This is a genomic window from Ewingella sp. AOP9-I1-14, assembly GCF_052375995.1.
GTDB classification, from domain to species: Bacteria; Pseudomonadota; Gammaproteobacteria; order Enterobacterales; family Enterobacteriaceae; genus Ewingella; species Ewingella allii.
In genome coordinates, this window is record NZ_JBQSVA010000005.1 from 195913 (window position 1) to 216357 (window position 20445).

Consider the following 20445-nt stretch of genomic DNA (forward strand, 5'->3'; position numbering starts at 1 on the left):
GACTGGCCCCTATGACTGAACAGCAAAATCTGTCGAACAACCCGCTTCTGAAACCTTTTGTCCTGCCGCCGTTTTCTGCGATCCGTCCTGAACACATTGTCCCTGCCATCAAATCCGTGATCGAAGATTACCGCCAGACGGTGGAAGAGGTTGTGGCGCAATCCGGGCCTTTTAGCTGGGAAAACCTGTGCCAGCCGCTGGCGGAAAGTGACGATCGTTTTAGCCGTATCTGGTCGCCGGTCGGCCATCTGAACGCGGTAAAGAACAGCCCAGAGCTGCGCGAGGCCTATGAGCAATGTCTGCCGCTGATTTCTGAATTCAGCACTTGGATGGGCCAGCACGCGGGGCTGTATCAGGCTTATCGCGAGCTGAAAGAGGGCGCGAACTTCGACCAACTGACGCTGGCGCAGAAAAAATCGGTTGATAACGCGCTGCGTGATTTCGAGCTGTCCGGTATCGGGTTATCGCCAGAGAAGCAAAAGCGCTACGGCGAAATCTCGGCTCGCCTGTCCGAGCTGGGTTCGACCTACAGCAACAATGTGCTCGACGCCACCATGGGCTGGAGCAAGTTGATCACCGATGTGAAGGATTTGAAAGGCTTGCCGGAGAGCGCGCTGGCCGCTGCCAAAGCGCTGGCTGAGTCGAAAGAGCAAGAAGGCTGGCTGTTGACGCTGGATATCCCGAGCTACCTGCCGGTGATGACCTATGCGGAAAACCGTGAGCTGCGTGAAGAGATGTATCGCGCCTTCCTGACCCGCGCCTCGGATCAAGGCCCGAACGCCGGTAAGTGGGACAACAGCCAAGTGATGGCCGATGAGCTGGCGCTGCGCCACGAACTGGCCGAGCTGCTGGGCTTTACATCCTTTGCCGACCAGTCTCTGGCCACTAAAATGGCCGAAAGCCCGTCTCAGGTGATCGACTTCCTTAATGGCCTGGCGAAACGCGCCCGCCCGCAGGCTGAGCAAGAGCTGGCCCAGCTTCGCGCCTTCGCCAAAGAGCATTACGGCGTGGATGAGATGGAAGCCTGGGACCTGCCGTTCTACGGTGAAAAGCAGAAACAGCACCTGTTCTCTATCAATGACGAACAGCTGCGCCCGTACTTCCCTGAGCAGCGTGCGCTGGAAGGCTTGTTCGAGGTGGTGAAACGCATTTATGGCATCACCGCCAAAGAGCGCAAAGACGTGGACACGTGGCACAAAGACGTGCGTTTCTTCGACCTGTTTGACGACAGCGGCGAACTGCGCGGCAGCTTCTACCTCGACCTCTATGCTCGCGAACACAAACGCGGCGGCGCATGGATGAACGACTGCGCGGGCAGCCTGCGCAAAGCCAACGGCGAAGTGCAGAAGCCGGTGGCCTACCTGACCTGTAACTTCAACCGCCCGGTGGGTAACGGCCCGGCGCTGTTTACTCACAATGAAGTCACCACGCTGTTCCATGAGTTCGGCCACGGCCTGCACCATATGCTGACCAAAATCGACGTCTCGGGCGTTGCGGGTATCAGCGGGGTGCCGTGGGACGCCGTCGAACTGCCAAGCCAGTTTATGGAAAACTGGTGCTGGGAGCCGGAAGCGCTGGCGTTTATCTCCGGGCATTTCGAAACCGGCGAGCCATTGCCGACCGACATGCTGGATAAAATGCTGGCAGCCAAGAACTATCAGGCGGCGCTGTTTATCCTGCGTCAGCTGGAGTTCGGCCTGTTCGACTTCCGCATGCACGCCGAGTATGACCCTGCCAAGGGCGCGCAGATCCTGCAAACCCTCGCGGAAATCAAAAAGCAGGTCGCCGTGGTGCCATCGCCAAGCTGGGGTCGTTTCCCACACGCCTTCAGCCACATTTTCGCCGGTGGCTACGCGGCGGGTTACTACAGCTATCTGTGGGCCGAAGTGCTGTCTGCCGATGCTTACTCGCGCTTCGAAGAAGAGGGGATTTTCAACCGCGAAACCGGCCAGTCCTTCCTCGACAACATTCTGTCGCGCGGCGGTTCTGAAGAACCGATGGAGCTGTTCAAACGCTTCCGTGGGCGCGAGCCTCAGCTAGATGCTATGCTGCGCCATTATGGAATTAAGGAAAGCGTCACCTCGTGAGTGTCTGTTTAATCTGTGAAGAAGGCGCCTCTCAGGGCGCCTTATCTATTCTGGCCGAGCGCTGGAACCTGACCTCTGACCCCGACGCCAATATGGCGCTGGTGCTGACCCCTGAGCGTCTCGAACTGCGCAAGCTGGACGAGCCAAAGCTGGGGGCGATTTTCGTCGATTTCGTCGGCGGGACCATGGCGCACCGCCGCAAGTTCGGCGGCGGGCGGGGCGAAGCGGTGGCGAAAGCCGTCGGCGTCAAAGGCAGCTATTTGCCAAACGTGGTGGATGCCACAGCAGGCCTCGGACGCGACGCGTTCGTGCTGGCGTCACTGGGCTGCCACGTGCGCATGCTGGAGCGTAATCCGGTGGTCGCGGCGCTGCTCGATGACGGTCTGGAAAGAGGCTATCGCGATGCTGAAATCGGCCCGTGGCTGCGCGAGCGCATGACGCTGCTGCACGCCTCGAGCCTGACCGCCTTGTCGGAACTGACGCCGAAGCCGGAAGTGGTCTACCTCGACCCGATGTATCCGCATAAGCAGAAAAGCGCGCTGGTGAAGAAAGAGATGCGCGTCTTTCAGGGGCTGGTGGGGCCGGACGAAGATGCCGATGGCCTGCTGGAACCGGCGCGCCGTCTGGCAACCAAGCGTATCGTGGTGAAACGGCCAGACTACGCCCCGCCGATGGCGGACATTGCCGCGCAGGCCGCGGTAGTCACCAAAAGCCACCGGTTTGATATTTATACGCCGCTTTGAGCCTTCATCGTGTTCTGCGACACCATAAAAAAGGAGATGCTAAGCATCTCCTTTTCTTTATGTAGCGCGGGACCGGCGGAATTAGTCGATGGCGGCTTCGTCTTCTTCGTCACGCAGAGGGACGATCAGCATATCGATGTGTACGGTGTTGATCAGCTGGCGCGCAGAGGACATCAGCTTGCTCCAGAAGTCCTGATGATGGCCACACAGCACCAAATCGACGTCATATTTCTTGATAGCATCAACCAGCACCTGGGCTAAATCACCGCTGCCGCTCAGGGTTTCTGAAATAGGATAGCCGGCATTCTGGGACAGCTCGTTCAACGCGTGGTGAGTCTCTTCAGAAATGCGTTTCTGCATGTCACCCAAATTCACGTCAATCAGGCCGGTGTACAGGTCGGAATAATTTACGTCAACATGAATGAGTGACACTTTGGCGTTATAAGGACGCGCCATAGAAACCGCTTTCTCTACCAGTACTTTGCTTTCAGGGGAAAGATCAACCGCAATGAGTATGTGTTTGTAAGACATGAGAAAACTCCTTCCATAAGTCAGTTAATAACCATTTCAGCATCATGCGAGTTCCATGTCTTAAGTATAGCGCTAAAACGGACAGATAAATCAAGCGCATCGCCCGCGTTTCTGGCAAGAGATAAATACTTCCCCACTTTTTTATATCGTTTCCTACACTCAATATTAGGGGGCCGACGCAATATGCTTGCGCCCCCGAGTTTCTGCACGAGTTAGGAGGGCGGGCGAGAGGTTGCCCGGGGGGTGTGATGTCATAAGAGGTTGGGCGGGGTCGCAAAGCGTCATCAATAAGGACAGCCCGTTTTTCTGATGGTTGTCCGCGTGATGAACCCGTCTTGAGGGGGAGTTATGATCAGTCCCGTTGCGCTGTTTTGGGCTTTATGTTTTGTCTTCGTGGTGAATATGCTGCGCTATTACTCTTCTTTGCGGGCGCTACTGGTGGTGCTGCGTGACTGCGATCCGCTGCTCTATCAATATGTCGATGGGCGGGGATTCTTCACCACTCACGGGCAGCCGAGTAAGCAAATTAGACTGGTGAGCTACATCTATGCTCAGCGCTATACCGATCATCACGACCCTGAGTTTATTCGCCGTTGTGAGCGAGTGCGCGGTCAGTTTATGTTAACCACGGCGCTGTGCGGGCTCATCCTCGTCAGTATGTTAGCGATGCTCATTTGGTTCTAATCTACAGGTTTTATTGTTCAGCTAAGGGAGGGAGTTTTGCTTTTCCAGCCAATAAAAAAGGCGACTTGCTATTAACAAGTCGCCTTTTGCATTTATTAACCTAACTCAAATCAACTTATCAAATTAGATAAGTTTCAGCGCGATCCAGTACAGGCTACCTGAAAGCACAATCGACACCGGCAGGGTTAAGATCCATGCCATGGCGATGCTTTTCACGGTTTTGCTCTGCACGCCGCCGCCGTCAACCAGCATGGTACCGGCAACCGCTGAAGAGAGTACGTGGGTGGTGGATACCGGCATACCGGTATAACTTGCCACGCCAATCGACAGTGCCGCGGTCAGCTGGGCTGACAGGCCCTGCGCGTAGGTCATGCCTTTCTTGCCAATCTTCTCGCCGATGGTGGTCGCAACGCGCTTCCAGCCAATCATCGTACCCAGCGCCAAGGCCAGTGCGACGGCAATAATGATCCACAGCGGCGCGTACTCTACCGTTTGCAGAATGTCGCCTTTCAGGTTGCCCAGGAAGCGTTTATCGGCTGAAGAGGTTTCGTCCAACTTCGCGGCTTTGTCTGCGGTATCGGCCACGCACATCAGCAGGCGGCGCATGTGGCTGCGCTGCTCTGGCGACAGGTCGCTGTAAGATTGCAGATTCGCCAGCAGTGATTGCGCGCGATCGATAGCGTCCAGCGCGTGTGAGCTATCGCAGTGGAACACTTTCTCTTTCTGCGTATCTGCGGCATCAGCCGCCGCTTCGTCCGGCGTTGGCACCAGCGGCGTCAGCGCCACCACGTGCGGCAGGGCGTCGCTGTGCTGCTGATAATATTGCTGCAAGTGAGTCACTGCGTCACGGGTACGCGCGATGTCGTAACCGGTGGCATTCATATTCAGCACGAAGCCCGCAGGCGCAACACCAATCAACACCAGCATAATCAGACCAATGCCTTTCTGACCGTCGTTCGCACCGTGTGAGAAGCTCACGCCGATAGCAGACAGGATCAGGCCGATACGGGTCCAGAATGGCGGCTTCTTCTTGCCGTCTTTCTTTTCACGCTCAGCAGGCGTCAGGTGAATACGCGCGTGTTTCTTGGTGCCGCTCCAGTAGCGACGCAAAATGAAGATCATCGCCCCCGCCATAATCATCCCCACCAGTGGAGAGACAATCAGCGACGCGAAAATACCTATCATTTTGGGAATGTTTAACGCATCGACCACCGAGCTGTGAGTCACTAATGCATTAGTCAAACCGACGCCGATGATGGCACCAATCAGGGTATGGGAGCTGGAGGCCGGAAGGCCAAAATACCAAGTGCCGAGGTTCCAGATGATGGCGGCGAGCAGCATGGAGAACACCATGGCCAGACCGTGGGTGGAACCGACATTCAGTAGCAGGTCAGTCGGCAAGAGGTGAACGATGGCATAAGCCACACTCAATCCGCCGAGAATAACGCCTAAGAAGTTAAATACCCCAGCCATAACGACCGCAAGTTGCGAGCGCATTGCACGGGTATAGATGACGGTAGCTACTGCGTTAGCCGTATCATGGAAGCCGTTGATAGCTTCGTAGAACAGCACAAACAGTAACGCGAGGATCAACAACGAACCGGTATGGATGTCTAACCCGGCAAATAAATGCAGCATAATTGTTACGCCAGTTTGTGGTCATGAACGCCGCGCATTATCTGCGAGAACGGGGCGACGGTAAAAGGAAAATATGACATTTTTTTGACTAAAAGCAGGTTGATTTTGTAGCTTGTTCGAAGTAACTCTTTTCAAATCAGAAGGTTACTCCTCCGTCTTTCATGACACATTTCGTTACCAGCGCCATCTATTTACTTTCCCGGCTGGCATCAGCTCCTTCCGCACCTTACAATCGCCGCCCGTGACAGGTTTCTGGCGACTATTTAGCCTGCTTTTCTGTCAAAAAAAGTACAGCAATCAGTACAACTTTAAACGTAGTTGAAGATCAGAAAAAAGTGAGGCCGATGTGGAACAGGTTGATGTAGTCGTGGTTGGCGCAGGCGCTGCGGGCATGTTTTGTGCCGCGCTGGCGGGTCAGGGTGGCCGCCGCGTTGTGCTGCTCGACAACGGCAAAAAAGCGGGCCGTAAAATCCTCATGTCAGGGGGCGGGCGCTGTAACTTCACCAATCTGTATGCCGAACCGGCGGCTTATCTTTCCAACAATCCGCATTTTTGCAAATCGGCGCTGGCGCGCTACACCCAGTGGGATTTCATCGACATGGTTAACCGCCATGGCATCGCGTGGCATGAGAAAACCCTCGGCCAGCTGTTCTGCGATGACTCGGCGCAGCAAATCGTCGCCATGCTGGAGAGTGAATGCACGAAGGGCAAGGTGGAAATCCGCCTGCGCAGCGAAATCACCTCGGTGGTGAAAACCGAAACTGGCTTTGAAATCAATGTGAACGGCTCAACTGTAAGTACTCACTCACTTGTGGTGGCGAGCGGCGGGTTATCCATGCCGGGCCTCGGCGCATCGCCATGGGGATATCGCCTGGCGGAGCAATTTGGCCTGAAAGTGCTACCAACCCGAGCCGGCTTGGTGCCCTTTACGCTGCATAAGCCGCTGTTGGACCATCTGCAGACCCTGTCCGGCGTTTCGGTGCCGTCGGTTTTGACTGCCGAAGACGGCACGGTGTTTCGCGAAAGCATCTTATTTACCCATCGTGGCCTGTCCGGCCCGGCGGTTTTACAGCTTTCCAGCTACTGGCAGCCCGGCGAGTTTGTGAGCGTTAACTTACTCCCTGAGCTGGATTTAGCCGGCTTTTTGAACGATCAGCGCCAGCAGCACCCTAACCAAAGCCTGAAAAATACGCTGGCGATGCAGCTGCCGAAGCGTCTGGTTGAGTGTCTGCAAACCCTCGGCCAAATTCCCGATGTCACCCTCAAGCAGCTCAACGTGCCGCAGCAGGCAGACTTAGTCGAACAGCTACAAAACTGGCGCGTTCAGCCGAACGGTACCGAAGGCTATCGCACGGCTGAAGTCACCCTCGGCGGCGTCGACACCAAAGAGCTGTCATCCAAAACCATGGGCGCCACTAAAGTCCCCGGCCTGTACTTCATCGGCGAAGTGGTTGACGTCACCGGCTGGCTCGGCGGCTACAACTTCCAGTGGGCCTGGAGCTCGGCGTGGGCCTGCGCGCAGGAGCTGGTGCGCGCCAGATGATCATAAAATCGCACTGAGGTAGCTCAGCCCAGAACGTCGATTGGGTCGCTCATCTAATCAACTCCACGACGTGCTGGACTAAGTGGCACTCTTATTTTTAGTTAAGGGTGGCCTTTTCACGCATCGGCTTGGGGTCTTCGTTGGATATTTGCTTGTAAGCCAATACCGATGAAAAAGAGGCTAACAGGCAGCAGACGAAGGCAAAGAGAAATACGGCGGGATAGCCAAATAGTGACACAATGCCCCCGCCCACCAGTCCTGCAATTAAGATCCCTATATCAAAACAAGACTCATAGGTACTCAGCGCCAGACCGATATTTTCATCAGGCATACTTTTTAATGCCGGAAGGGCAAGCAAGGGGTAAATCATTGACAGGCCGAATCCTGTTAAGAAAGATCCCAGCATTGCCTCGTAGGGATGAGATGAAAGTGCAATCAATAATAAACCAATGGCTTCAATGGCAATTGAAAACAGTGTCAGTTTTAAACCTGAACTGTCTGCTTTCCACCCCAAGGTTAGTCTTGAAACAACATAACCTACGCCAAATAAAGCTAAGGCGACGGCTGCCTGGCTTCCCCACCCATTTTTAATAAAATAGAGCACGAGAAACGTCGTAATAGAGGCATAACCTATATTGGCCAGCGAGAATCCCGATCCCGCTTTCCATATTCTTTGGATCGCATAGGAAAGTTTCGCGTGATTTTTTACGGGATGCGTTGCCACAGGTTTAATGATAGCGACGAGCAAAAGACCAAACGCAGGTAGAACCGTCATAGCAATAGCAGAAATAGTAATACCAGTGTGGTAATACGACCATGTACCCGCATAATTACCCAGCGCTAAGCCCAGGAACATGGCGATACCCACCCAAGACATAATTTTCCCGGCATGTTCTCGACCGACGAGGCCAATAGGCCACGTGCCACTGCAAGTAAAAATTAAGCTTTCGCCAATACCCATGAGTATTCGCGAAAAAATAATGACAGATAAAGCGACTTTAGCTGAATCAATAAAACCGAATGAAAACAAACATAATAGCCCCGCCAGCAAGGTGAGGGACAGTCCCAGCACCATACCTTTTCGTGGTCCATGATTGTCAGAATATCGACCAGCGGCTGCTCGAGAAAACAGTGTTGATAATGATTCAGTGGCGACAACCAGGCCAACATAAAAAGCGGAATAGCCCAAGGACTCATTAATATACAGAGGCAATGTCGCGAGGGATAATCCAAGTGTTGTTATAGCGATAAAAAGAATGCTCGCGACGCAGCTCGCAGCAATAATATTATTCTTTATCTTATACATGACTATTTTCCTCGTAAATGACCTTGTCCTCGTTAAGCGTTATTCGGCCTTCAAGAAATGCCCGGACAGCCCGATAGATCATCTTTTTTTCGGCCAGAAGAATCGCTTCTTTCAGGTCACTCTCAGTCATTCCATTCGCTATTCTGACGGGTTCCTGATCAATAATAGGCCTTGTTGATACCCATAGTATAAAGCCGAGAATTTCTCGTTGGGTTATATTATTTAACGTTATATTTAGCGGGATGTGTGCCTGAAATAACGTGCTGTGTATTAGATGCGTTTTTTCTTTGCAACAAGAATAACGCTGAGTCTCCTTGTTAACTATTTCCATTATTGATATGCAGTACTGTTAATTTAATTTTCTATCAAGGTTATGACCGATGATAAATGGTAATTGGAGAATAAATTCAACGTAATGATTTGTAAATCCCTCTAACCGACCTTACACTAAAGAAAAAATGTCTTTAATACGTATAAGGTTATTATGGAAAGCCTTAAGGGGATGACCGCGTTCGTTTCTGCCGCTGAGCTTCTCAGTTATGCAGGTGCGGGCCGAGTTCTGGGTGTCTCTTCTTCCGCCATTGCTAAAAGTGTAGCCAGACTTGAGAACGAGCTGGGGGTTAGGCTGTTCTACAGAACAACCCGCAGTATTGGGCTAACGGAAGAAGGTGCGATTTTTTATGAGCGTTGTAAGCATATACTGGATGATATTTACGACGCACAGGCGATGATTTCGTCCACGCGGTCGCGTCCTAAGGGCAGACTGCGTGTGAGCGTGCCGCAGATCTTCGGCCACAATCTGCTTATGCCATTGCTACCTGAGTTCCTAAAGGTGTATCCAGAAATCGAACTCGATATCGATTTTGAGGATCGTGTGATTGATATAATTGGCGAAGGGATAGATATTGCGGTGAGAAGTGGGGAGCTCAGGGATACGCGATTGATTGGTCATCGGCTAGGGGAGCAGCATTTTGTTGTTTGTGGTTCTAATAGTTATTTAGAAAAACAGGGTACTCCTCAGGACCCTACCGATCTCGTCAAACATAATTGTATCCATTTTAAATACCCCTCAAATGGTCTCCTCGCCCAATGGTCGTTTTCAGCGCCTAATACACACTTAAGTCTTCCCCGTAATCTTATCTTTAATAATACGGATGCCGGGTTACGCGCTGCCATTGATGGACTTGGTATTGCCCATTTACCTGTTTATGTTGCGGAAAGCGCGATAAAAAATAAACTTCTGCAACCGATACTCACCGAGTTTATGGTTCCCCTTGGTTCATTATCACTTATTTGGCCCTCTAATCGGCATCTGTCTCCCAAGGTCCGGGCTTTTGTAGACTTCATTATTAATGAAGTGCGTGCCAACCCAGCGATGTTCGAGCCAAAATTGCTGGAATAAATAACCGAAATTTCTTTTAGACCTTATTCGGAATATGCGCCGCGCTCAGTAAAAATAAAAAGGCTGCCGTTTGGCAGCTTTTGGTTAGCATACTGACTGGTTTTAACTAAACAGCTTCACGAAGCTGGTCATATTTACCTGACCGAGATCCTGCGCCAAGGCCGAGAACGGCGATATGGCTCATTATTGGGTAGGCTGACTAACTTCTGCACAGCGGGCGGAACTAACCCAAACGATTATCCACTCAAATCTTCGTCATCTGAAGACAACTTTGATATTCATCATCGAATCGAATGGATACTCACCATGCCAAACCCATATAACTACGGAATGCCGAATAATAATTACATTTATCGGCCGCCCGAACCGCCTGCTCATCCGCAAAATTATATTTATCAGCAGCCTGCGCTGCCGAATAATCAGCAGATTTATCAACAGCCTAATAACGGTAACTGGGGACCGATGCCGGCCGCACCGCGTCCAGGCAATGTGCCGCTGCCGCCGGTGCATGTGCCGATGCCACCACCGCCGATTAACAGTCTCTATGCGTCGACCAGCAATCATCGGCAGTACGACTATGTGCCGATGCCGCCGCCGCCGCACCCGAAAATCATTCCGCTGCCTGCCTATGAGCCGCCGCGCCAGAATAATTTACATCCGCTGGCCCAGCAGGAAGTCAGGCGCAATCCGCTACCTTCCACCAGCCGACCGCCTGCTGCTGCTCCGGCGCAAAGCAGCTCGCGCCCTCGCGCCAACACCCTTGCCGCCACGCCGCCGAAGTTTGACGTGCGCGGCAATGATGTCGCCGCCACGCAGCGGGAGTCGCGTTGGGCAGTGCATTTATGGAGCAATATGAGCAGCAGTCAGACCAGCCTATTGGTCAACCATATGCACCAGATGATTGGCACCCTGCGCTCGTGCGAAAGCCGTTTCAGCGAATTCACTGCGGGCATGGACAAAGCGACGGTGGCCGATTTGCACCGGGGTTTAAGGAAGGCCGGGGAGCTGGAGCGCGAATTAAAAGATTGGTCGCGTTCAGGCGAAAGCAGCGCCGTGCTGGCTAACCGTTTGCAGGGCTCCATCAAGCAAACCATCGACGTGCTTGGTAGCGCGATGAACTACTACAAGCCCGCCGTCTCCCAGCAAATTCGCTCCCAATCGGTGTTTACCGATCGCGGCAGGCAGAAGATTCGTTCCGACCAGGTGCGCAGCAGCAGCCGCGAAAACCGCCACGCGGGGATTGTCGACACGTTGAACCGACGCCCCTCCACGGAGAACTTTTTCCCGCAGCGCATCAACCATGCAAAATCGAGCAATGAGCGCATCCCAACCTCTGACACGGCCAAGCGCTTTAAGGTCAGCGGCACGCCATTTATCGCCGGTGCGTCGGGGACGGGGCAGTTTGTTATTCAGCATCTGGAGATGTCGAAGCCCTTCGCCCAGTGTTCGTCGCAAGAGAAGCAAAGCCGGGAAAAAATCCTGATAATGTACGCCGCGCTGATGACGCTTTCCGGACATCACAGCGTTATGGAAACCCTGATGATCGGCAGAAAACTTGGCTATCTGGCGGACCTCCCCGATCCGCTGCAAGGCCCCGGCAGCTATGACAAATGCATGAAAGCCCTCGACTCGCGCCTGCGCAGCATGGGAATGGACGCCAACGTGAGATTGCGGGCTTAACAATGGGGCAGCTTTCGCGATGGTGAAGCTGCCTTTTTCGCCATTTATCATCCCCTAACTACTTGTATGAGTATTGAAGCTATAGCTGATAGGTCATATTTTAGGCATATGAGACTTATAGGGAGAGGAAAATGGGGAACTTCAAACAACTCGTGGCGAAGCAGTCGCCCGAAAGCCAACAACGCATTGCAGAGAAAAGGGAACAGTTGCGAAGTGAAATAAAAAAGGCGCAGTTTCCTGCGCCTCTGGCGTGATGTTGACTCTACTCGCTTCTAGAAACTCACCTTCACCCCGACCCTGACAATGATGAGCCATCGGCTGTCAGATCAAGCCCTGAGCCAGCCATCGCAGTGACGGCCGCGTTATCATCGGAAACTAGCATATTTTTGAGCGCCAGGGATTGGCCCCGCTGCTGATTAAGATACCTTCGCATTACTGCCATTGACCACCACGCGGAATGTGGGATGAAAACACCCGGCGCGCCGCGAAGCTGGCGTACTGAGTGGTGCTGTCACGCAATATAGAGAATGGAGATAACGTCGGCAGTCAGGCGCGTCCTACCTGCTTGTAGGACGCATCTGAAGATAAGGAAAAGGATGATAAATCGGTAGGAAAGGGCCGTTTTACGCCGATTTTTGGCACTGATGCACGCCAATGTAACGCTCAAACTTGGCGGTTTTTAGCTGGCTTAAATCTACCAAGACCAGCCCGTCGATGCAGTTATTGAACGCCGGGTCTGAGCCGAAGTCGATAAACTGCACGCCGCCCGCCTCGCACAGCTCGGTGTACTGCTTGTACAGCGGCGGAATGGCGCAGCCCAGATTGCTCAACATTCTTTTCAGGCGCTGAAGGTCTTCTGCATAGTTATCACCGGAGAACTGCGCCAGCACGTCGGGCAGCGAAGCCGGGTAAGGGCGGCGCGAAGTCGCCAGCGACAGGGTCGGAGCAAAGTAAATCCGGTAGAAGGCAATCAGCAGGTCGCGAGCCGCCAGTGGCAGGCCGCCGGAAATCGACACCGGGCCAAACAGATAGCGGGTTTGCGGATACTTCGCCAGATAGGCCCCAATGCCCAGCCACAGGTAGTCGAGGCCGCGTTTCCCCCAGTAGGCGGGTTGGATAAAGCTGCGGCCAAGCTCAATGCCCTGGGCTAAAATCGGGTCCATCTGATGGCCGTAATGGAACAGGCTTTGGCTATAAATAGTGTCGATGCCGTGCTCCTGCACGTGGTCCGCGGTCGGCATAAAACGGTACGCGCCAACGATTTCCAAATCCTGCGGATCCCACAGTACCAGGTGATAATAGCTGTCGTCATAGCTGTCGAGGTCGCGGCGGCGGCCACTGCCTTCACCCACCGCGCGGAAGGCGATTTCGCGCAGACGCCCCAGCTCGCGCAGGATCGGCACATAGTCCTCGCCGTTGCGGCGATAAAGATAGATAAGCTTGCCGTCCGGCGTCTGCCCCAGCTTTTCACTGCCTTCCAGCGCCCGTTTCAGCACGGCGCGGTCTTCGGCGCGGGCAATGGCCGACTCTGACTGGAACAGCCCCTCTTTGCCTTGCCCAAGGCGATAAACGTGGCGACGAAAACGCTCGGCTAAATCATTGGCGTGGGTGTGTCCGTCGTGCCAACTGGCATAAGGAATCCGCGCGCCAATCTGCAATTTCAAACTGTTGCCGCGCTGGCGGAACATTTCCCGCACCAGCAGCAGCGAAGAGAGCGGGCGATAAACCAGCGAGCTGAGATAGAACAGCGCGCTGTTATTGCCACTGATGTGCACCGGCACAATGGGCGCGCGCACCTTGGCGGCCATGCGAATAAAACCGGTATGCCAGCGGCCGTCGCGCACCCCTTTCGAACTCAGGCGCGACACCTCGCCCGCCGGGAAGACAACCAGCACGCCCTGGTTTTCCAAATGCTCTTGCATCGCGGAGACCTGCGAGCGCTGTGTGCGATTGCCCATATTATCCACCGGAATCATCAGGCTGCTGATGGACTCCACGCGCGATAACAGGCGATTGGCCATCACTTTGACATCCGGACGCACCGAGGCCACGGCATGCAGCAATGCCAGACCGTCTAATGTGCCAATCGGGTGATTCGCAATCACCACCACCGGACCGTAGCTTGGGATCTGCTCCAAATCGCGTTCGGCCAGTTCACAGCGAATATCGAAATATTCCAGCACCTGCTCGACCATATCCATGCCTTTTAGGTGGCGATGCTGGTCGGCAAGCTGGTGGAAGTCTTTCTCGTGGAACAGAGTTTTCAGCAGGCTAAGCTGCCATGACGGGGTTTTACGCTGCGGGTCGAGATCCTGAAGTACGGTGTCCATGCTAAACATAGGCTTGTCCTCCGGTGAAGTTAATCAGAACATAAGCAGCGCGGATGACAGTAAAATGGCAGGTAAGTGACAGAACGGGGAAGTTTGCCCTTTCTGCAAGGGCGGTCATCCACTTCTATACTTACTCCTCACTCACTGAATTCTGGAAATACCGAGGAGCAGAGATGAGCCAAGTTCAAAAAGCCTTATCGCCCGAAAACGCCGCTACCAATCGGCATATTGAAGATTTCCTGACCCAACTCAACAGCGCCGGAGGGAAACCGATGGAGCAGCTGGAGCCAAAAGAAGCGCGGCAGGTGCTGGTGGACGCGCAAAAGTCGGTGGAAGTGAACCTCAGTGGCATCGAAACCAGCGAAAAAGTGATTATTGTTGATGATCATTCGGTGACGCTGTCCATCGTTCGCCCGATTGGTCATAGCAAAAAGCTTCCGGCGTTTATGTTCTTTCACGGCGGTGGCTGGATCCTCGGTGACTTCCCAACCCATAAGCGTTTGGTCCGTGATTTAGTGGTCGGCAGCGGCGCGGTGGCGGTATTCGTTAACTACACGCCATCCCCCGAGGCGCAGTATCCGGTGGCGATCAACGAGGCTTACGCCGCGACTAAATGGGTGGCGGAGCACGGAGATGAAATCAACGTCGACAGCTCGCGGCTGGCAGTGGCCGGTAATAGCGTCGGGGGGAATATGTCCGCCGCCGTGGCCCTGATGGCGAAAGAAAAAGGCGCGCCGCATATCGCCTTCCAGCTGCTGCTTTGGCCGGTCACTGACGCCAATTTCGAGACAGAATCCTACCAGCGTTACCCTGAAGGCTTCTTCCTGACCCGTAATATGATGAAGTGGTTTTGGGACGCTTACACCACCGACGCCGGAAAACGCCAAGAGCTGCACGCCTCGCCGCTTCAAGCCAAACCTGAACAGCTCGCTGGCCTGCCTCCAGCGCTGATCCAAGTCGCCGAATATGATGTTTTACGCGATGAAGGGGAAGCTTATGGCCGCAAGCTCAATGAAGCCGGGGTGGAGGTCACTCTGGTCAGGTATGACGGGCTGATTCATGACTACGGGCTGCTCAACCCGCTGGCTGAAATTCCCGCCGTGAAAGTCGCGCTGGCCCAGGCCGCCGGCGCGTTGAGGCATTATCTGGAGTAGGGCCTTTTGCTCCTCCCCCTGACAAGAGGGAGGAGCAAAACCTAAAAACCATCAAACAGCGCCAGTCGTTACTCGCCCCATATGGTGCGCATCCACGAATTTTCCGTCGCGAACGGCATAGCAGGGACTGGTGCCTTCGATTTCAAACCCAAACTTTTGATACAGCGCCAGCGCCGCCTGGTTGTCGACAAACACGGTCAGCTCGATGCGCCGCACGTTAATCCAGTTATCGCAAAGGTCGGTGATGGTTTTCAGCAGCAGGCTGCCGACGCCTTGGCCGTGATAACTCGCGTCAACGCCCATGCCGAAAGAAGCAACGTGGCGGCGGCGCAGGTTTGGCTCAATTCTTAAGGTTATCTGCCCCACGATCCGATCGCCGTCGCACGCCACATAGCTGAAAAGGCTAGGGGAGGTGTCGGCTAGCCGCTCTTCCCAGCGGGCGAGGGTCGGCAGAGGGAGTTGCAGGGTGTCGCTGTAGAGCTGAGTCTGGGCATAAAGATGATTAAGCTGCGCAGCATCGCTTGGTAATGAATGACGGACGCTGAACTGACTCGATTTGCCGGACTCGTTCTCGCTCATAGCAACTTCCTTTTTTTTTAGAGTGGATGTGGTGTTTACTGCTTGAATAACCTCTGAATTTATCCGTCTTTAAAAAAGAGTCAATCAATAGTTTGGCGAAAAAAAGTGCTTTACAAGTGCGAATGATAATGATTATTATTGTCATGTGTTCCGGAGATGGCCACACACCATGGTCAAACGGGTCTCCAGAATGCACGACATTGCTCACATTGCTTCCAGTGTTTCTTAGCCAGCCGGGTGCTGGCTTTTTTTTTATCCCTTTTTCCCGTCATATTTTGAGCTGTGGGGGCGTTGGCTGCACTCAGTCACCCGAATCACTTACCTATGTAAGCTCATCGGGATTCCTTCATTTGCCGCCTTCCCACAACTCAAACTATTTAGGGAAAATATTTGATTCCTCACTCTCCCAACACGAATTATTTTGGGAAAAATAGTTATCTTTCTTCACTCTCCCAACCCTTCAATTTCTCCTACAAATCCTTTGAATTTAGCTGTCTACACTTGTTCATATTATTTGAACAGAGGAGTGAGATTTTTACGCTTTCTTATTCTCCGGCGTTGACTAGACTAGAGAAAACATTGAGGAGAGTTGAACATGATCTACTTACGCAAAGCACAAGAACGCGGTCACGCAAACCATGGCTGGCTTGATAGCTGGCATACGTTCTCCTTCGCCGATTATTATGATGCGAACTTTATGGGTTTCTCCGCGCTGCGGGTGATTAACGAAGATTTTATCGATGCTGGCCAAGGCTTTGGCAAGCACCCGCATAAAGACATGGAAATTCTGACCTACGTGCTGGAAGGCACCGTGGAGCATCAGGACAGCATGGGCAACAAAGAGCAGATCCACGCGGGTGAATTCCAGATTATGAGTGCCGGTACCGGCGTGACGCACTCGGAGTACAACGGCAGCGCAGATAAGAAGCTGCACCTGTATCAGATTTGGATCATTCCTGAGAAGACAGGCATTGCGCCGCGTTATGAGCAACGCCTGTTCGATGCGCCTCAGGGCCGCCAGCTGGTGCTGTCGCCAGATGCGCGCGACGGCTCGCTGAAAGTGTTCCAGGATATGGAGCTTTCTCGCTGGGCGCTGAAGAAAGACGAGCAGTCGGTCTATCAGATTTCGGCTGAGCGCCGCGTGTGGATCCAAGTGGTCAAAGGCACCGTTGAGATTAACGGCCAGAAAGCGTCAACCAGCGACGCCTTTGCTATCTGGGATGAAACCGCGCTATCGATTCACGCCGACGTTGACAGCGAAATCCTGTTGTTTGACCTGCCGCCGGTGTGACGGCAACGTAAGCTGAAATCAGTGCCAGTGGCGCTGATAACTAACGAAAAGCGGCACTTAGGTGTCGCTTTTTTATTGCTCGCTCCCCCTTCTTTTGTTGAGCCGCCTCTGATTGCCGCGACGTACAGTTATCCGTCGGGTGGAAACTTTGCTAAGATCACGACATCAACCCTTAACCCGTTCATTGGCTTTATCTAATTGAAAATATCCAAGAAAAAACGGCCAGTGCTGCAGGACGTTGCCGACAAAGTGGGCATCACCAAAATGACGGTCAGCCGTTATTTGCGCAACCCTGAGCAGGTTTCTGCCGTGCTGCAAGAGAAAATCTCCGCGGCGCTTGATGAACTGGGTTATATCCCGAACCGCGCCCCTGACATTCTTTCCAACGCCAAGAGCCGGGCCATCGGCGTGCTGCTGCCTTCACTGACTAACCAAGTGTTCGCCGAAGTGCTGCGCGGCATTGAAAGCGTTACCGACATTCATGGCTATCAGACCATGCTAGCGCACTACGGCTACAGCCCGGAGCGCGAGGAACAGCGGCTGACGTCGCTGCTCTCTTACAATATCGACGGGCTTATCTTGTCAGAGCGCAACCACACCCCGCGCACCCTGAAGATGATTGAAGTGGCGGGCATCCCAGTAGTGGAAATGATGGATTGCGTCTCGCCCTGCGTCGATTTAGCCGTCGGCTTCAACAACTATGAAGCGGCGCGGCAAATGACCCAGCAGATTATTGCTCGCGGGCATCGCCACGTGGTCTATTTCGGCGCCCGTCAGGATGAGCGAACGCTGATTAAGCAGCAGGGTTACGAACAGGCGATGCGTGAATCAGGGCTGGTGCCTTACAGCGTGATGACCAGCCGCTCGTCGAGTTATTCCGCCGGTGCCGAGCTGTTGAAGCAGGCGCAGCAGGACTGGCCGCAAATCGACAGTATTTTTTGTACCAATGATGACTTGGCGGCCGGGGCGTTTTTCGAATGCCAGCGTCAGGGTCTGCATATCCCTTCGCAAATGGCGATTGCCGGTTTCCACGGCCACAACATGGGGCAGGCGATGGAGCCACAGCTCGCCAGCGTGCTGACGCCGCGCGAACGCATGGGGCAAATTACCGCTGAGAGAATGCTGGCGAGGCTGCGCGGCGAGGCGGTGACGCCGAAGATGGTGGATGTAGGTTTCACCATCTCCGCTGGTGGTAGCATTTAGTCCTTTGGGCCTAGTTTGCTTGCCACTTTGAATCCGCGCTGTGCTCATAACCCTCACGTACTACGTGTACGCTCGGGTTCTTGCGCGCAGTCCGAATCCAAATTGGCTGCGCCACTGACGGCCCATCTTTGCATCTGTTGAGCTAAAATTTGTGCTGTTGCACAAATTTCATTCTATGAGCCTTATCACAGAACGCTATTTCTACTGTTGTTTGAAGATTTAGACAACGCTATAAACGAGCTTCCGGGACGTTATCAGAGCAGTGCCCTGAGCGAAACCTGATTCGAAGTCTGTCTTAACTGGCAGCCTTCGAATCAGGTTTTTTTTTGGCCGAAATTTGGCAAGTCAGTTCGCTGATTAGGATAAAAACGATGAATATCAAATCTCTGGCAGAAAATTTATTAAGGCTAGTCGGCGGCGAAAGTAACGTCGAGACGGTGGTGCACTGTGCGACGCGCCTGCGGTTTTCCCTGCGTGACAACGATAAAGCCGACACCGCCGCGATAGAACAGCTGGACGGCGTGATCACTACCGTGAGCGGCTCCGGCCAGTTCCAGATAGTGATTGGTAATCGGGTAGCCGAGGTGTATCGCGAGCTAGGGGAGATCTCCTCCGTGCTGGATGACAACACCAAAAGCCGCGAAAAACCGACCAAACGCAGCGGCAGCCGTATTGGGCAGCTGATCGACATCGTGTCGGCGATTTTCACCCCGCTGCTGGGAGCCATGGCCGCCGCTGGCGTGCTGAAAGGCTTGCTGAACATCGCTACTTCCCAAGGCTGGCTGGATAAAACCGAATCCACTTACATCATCCTGCAAGCCGCCTCCGACAGCCTTTTCTACTTCCTGCCAATCATGCTGGCCATTACCTCGGCGCGGCGTTTTCAGGGCAACGTCTTTGTGGCAGTGTCGATTGCCGGGGCGCTGATTTATCCGTCGATGATTGACCTGTTCACCCGTCAGGTGGAGGTGACGTTCTTCGGCATTCCGGTAGTGATGATGAAGTACACCTCGACGGTGGTGCCGATCATTCTGTCGGTTTACGTCATGTGTCACTTAGAGCGACTGCTGAATAAATTCATTCACGAAACCGTGCGCAACATCATCACGCCGTTCCTGCTGCTGGTGGTGATGGTGCCGCTGACGCTAGTCACGCTGGGGCCGGTGGGGATTTACACCAGCGAGGCGGCGGCGGGCGTTTTCGTTGCCATCTTCAGCTATAACCCGATTATTGCCAGCGCGCTGTTCGCCGCGCTGTGGCAGGTGTTCGTCATCTTCGGCATGCACTGGGCCTTTACGCCGGTGATCATCAACGACATTACCGTGCTGGGGCGCAGCACCTTAAAAGCCTCGACGGTACCGGCGGTATTTGCTCAGGCCGGGGCCGTGCTCGGCGTGATGTTCAAAACGCGTAATAAAAAGATGAAAGCGCTGGCGGGAAGTACCTTTATCACCGCGTTGTTTGGTATCACCGAGCCTGCGGTTTACGGCGTAACCCTAAAACTGAAGAAGCCCTTTGTCTGCGCGGTCATTGCCGCTGCGGTCGGCGGCGGCGTGGTGGGTTACTCCAACAGCGCGGCGATTTCCACCGGTATTCCAAGCTTGCTGACCCTGCCGATTTTCTATGGCGAAGGCTTCGGCGGGCTGATCCTCGGCATCGTGATCTCCTTCGTGATGGCGGCGGTACTGACCTATATCGTCGGCTTTGAAGACCCGATTGATGAGTCAGCTCCTGCGCCGTCACCCAGCGCTTCACCTGGGAAAAACGCGAAACCTCAGCCAGTTACCGCTATGTCCGCCGATATCGCCGAAGACATTATGGTGCCCGTCAACGGGCGCGTGGTGGCGCTCGAGCAGGTCAACGACAAAGTGTTCTCCAGCGGCGTGGTGGGGGATGGCATCGCGATCCAGCCCACCGAGGGCAAGGTCTATTCCCCGGTCGATGGAGTCGTGACCGCCACATTTGATTCTGGCCACGCGCTGCATATTTTGTCCGACAACGGGGCTGAAATCCTGATCCACATTGGGCTGGATACCGTCCAGCTCAACGGCCAGCACTACGCCATGCACGTGAAGGAGAATCAGAGCGTGAAGCGCGGAGATTTACTGATCGACTTCGACCTTGCCGCCATCGAAAAAGCCGGTTTTGACACCATCACGCCGGTGATTATCGCTAATTCAGACCGCTATCAAACCTTCCATAAAACGCGTCTGCCTGCCGCCAATACCGGGGATGTCTTGTTGACGCTGTCTTGATGCTCAAAGGAGAAAAATT

15 protein-coding genes are annotated in these 20445 nt (G+C 53.9%); 10 read left to right on the forward strand and 5 right to left on the reverse strand.

Going from position 1 to position 20445, the window contains the following annotated elements; all coding sequences use genetic code 11:
- The first annotated feature begins 11 nt into the window (after positions 1–11).
- On the forward strand, positions 12–2087 hold the full coding sequence (gene prlC / locus ACT3RT_RS15440; protein WP_485903022.1) for an oligopeptidase A: 2076 nt from the start codon (positions 12–14) through the stop codon (positions 2085–2087).
- Positions 2084–2830 carry a 16S rRNA (guanine(1516)-N(2))-methyltransferase RsmJ gene (rsmJ, locus tag ACT3RT_RS15445; protein WP_034793967.1) on the forward strand — a complete coding sequence of 249 codons (747 nt, stop codon included), beginning with the start codon at positions 2084–2086 and terminating at the stop codon, positions 2828–2830. The genes prlC and rsmJ overlap by 4 nt, the downstream gene beginning before the upstream one ends.
- A gap of 81 nt (positions 2831–2911) precedes the next feature.
- On the opposite strand, the gene uspA is transcribed toward rsmJ, so the two are convergent.
- Positions 2912–3361: a universal stress protein UspA gene (uspA, locus tag ACT3RT_RS15450; protein ID WP_353503652.1), complete on the reverse strand. Its 450-nt coding sequence runs from the start codon at positions 3359–3361 to the stop codon at positions 2912–2914.
- A gap of 348 nt (positions 3362–3709) precedes the next feature.
- Between uspA and uspB the strand changes: the two genes are divergently transcribed.
- A complete protein-coding gene (uspB, locus tag ACT3RT_RS15455; protein ID WP_034793963.1) occupies positions 3710–4045 on the forward strand; it encodes a universal stress protein UspB in 336 nt (111 codons plus the stop codon).
- Between the two features lie 123 nt (positions 4046–4168).
- Here the strand turns inward: uspB and pitA are convergent, their stop codons facing one another.
- Positions 4169–5683, reverse strand: coding sequence for an inorganic phosphate transporter PitA (gene pitA, locus ACT3RT_RS15460; protein ID WP_485903023.1), 1515 nt, complete (start codon positions 5681–5683; stop codon positions 4169–4171).
- Between the two features lie 346 nt (positions 5684–6029).
- Between pitA and ACT3RT_RS15465 the strand changes: the two genes are divergently transcribed.
- The gene (locus ACT3RT_RS15465; protein ID WP_496203281.1) at positions 6030–7226 is read left to right on the forward strand and encodes an NAD(P)/FAD-dependent oxidoreductase; all 1197 of its coding nucleotides are present in this window, start codon (positions 6030–6032) and stop codon (positions 7224–7226) included.
- Between the two features lie 97 nt (positions 7227–7323).
- On the opposite strand, the gene ACT3RT_RS15470 is transcribed toward ACT3RT_RS15465, so the two are convergent.
- On the reverse strand, positions 7324–8532 hold the full coding sequence (locus tag ACT3RT_RS15470; RefSeq protein ID WP_496203282.1) for an MFS transporter: 1209 nt from the start codon (positions 8530–8532) through the stop codon (positions 7324–7326).
- A gap of 484 nt (positions 8533–9016) precedes the next feature.
- Here ACT3RT_RS15470 and ACT3RT_RS15475 point away from each other — a divergent pair, with 484 nt between their 5' ends.
- Positions 9017–9934 (forward strand): LysR family transcriptional regulator, encoded by a 918-nt coding sequence (locus ACT3RT_RS15475; RefSeq protein ID WP_496203283.1) that lies wholly within the window; start codon positions 9017–9019, stop codon positions 9932–9934.
- 306 nt (positions 9935–10240) lie between these two features.
- Positions 10241–11614 (forward strand): hypothetical protein, encoded by a 1374-nt coding sequence (locus tag ACT3RT_RS15480; RefSeq protein WP_496203284.1) that lies wholly within the window; start codon positions 10241–10243, stop codon positions 11612–11614.
- 623 nt (positions 11615–12237) lie between these two features.
- Here ACT3RT_RS15480 and ACT3RT_RS15485 read toward each other — a convergent pair.
- The gene (locus tag ACT3RT_RS15485; protein ID WP_485903028.1) at positions 12238–13953 is read right to left on the reverse strand and encodes a bifunctional ornithine lipid synthase OlsF; all 1716 of its coding nucleotides are present in this window, start codon (positions 13951–13953) and stop codon (positions 12238–12240) included.
- A 164-nt stretch (positions 13954–14117) separates the two neighbouring features.
- On the opposite strand from ACT3RT_RS15485, the gene ACT3RT_RS15490 reads away from it, so the two are divergent.
- Positions 14118–15098 (forward strand): alpha/beta hydrolase, encoded by a 981-nt coding sequence (locus ACT3RT_RS15490; RefSeq protein ID WP_353503645.1) that lies wholly within the window; start codon positions 14118–14120, stop codon positions 15096–15098.
- 51 nt (positions 15099–15149) lie between these two features.
- Here the strand turns inward: ACT3RT_RS15490 and ACT3RT_RS15495 are convergent, their stop codons facing one another.
- Positions 15150–15677, reverse strand: a complete 528-nt coding sequence (locus ACT3RT_RS15495; protein ID WP_353503644.1) for a GNAT family N-acetyltransferase — start codon at positions 15675–15677, stop codon at positions 15150–15152.
- Positions 15678–16272: 595 nt separating this feature from the next.
- Between ACT3RT_RS15495 and ACT3RT_RS15500 the strand changes: the two genes are divergently transcribed.
- The 3 genes from ACT3RT_RS15500 to ACT3RT_RS15510 all read left to right on the forward strand — a co-directional run bounded on the left by ACT3RT_RS15500 (position 16273) and on the right by ACT3RT_RS15510 (position 20426).
- Entirely contained in the window at positions 16273–16968 is a 696-nt protein-coding gene (locus ACT3RT_RS15500; RefSeq protein ID WP_353503643.1) for a pirin family protein, read from the forward strand.
- Between the two features lie 204 nt (positions 16969–17172).
- Positions 17173–18171: a gluconate operon transcriptional repressor GntR gene (gene gntR, locus ACT3RT_RS15505; protein ID WP_353504041.1), complete on the forward strand. Its 999-nt coding sequence runs from the start codon at positions 17173–17175 to the stop codon at positions 18169–18171.
- Positions 18172–18542: 371 nt separating this feature from the next.
- Complete coding sequence (locus ACT3RT_RS15510; protein ID WP_496203285.1) at positions 18543–20426, forward strand: beta-glucoside-specific PTS transporter subunit IIABC; 1884 nt, start codon at positions 18543–18545, stop codon at positions 20424–20426.
- The last annotated feature ends 19 nt before the right edge of the window (positions 20427–20445 follow it).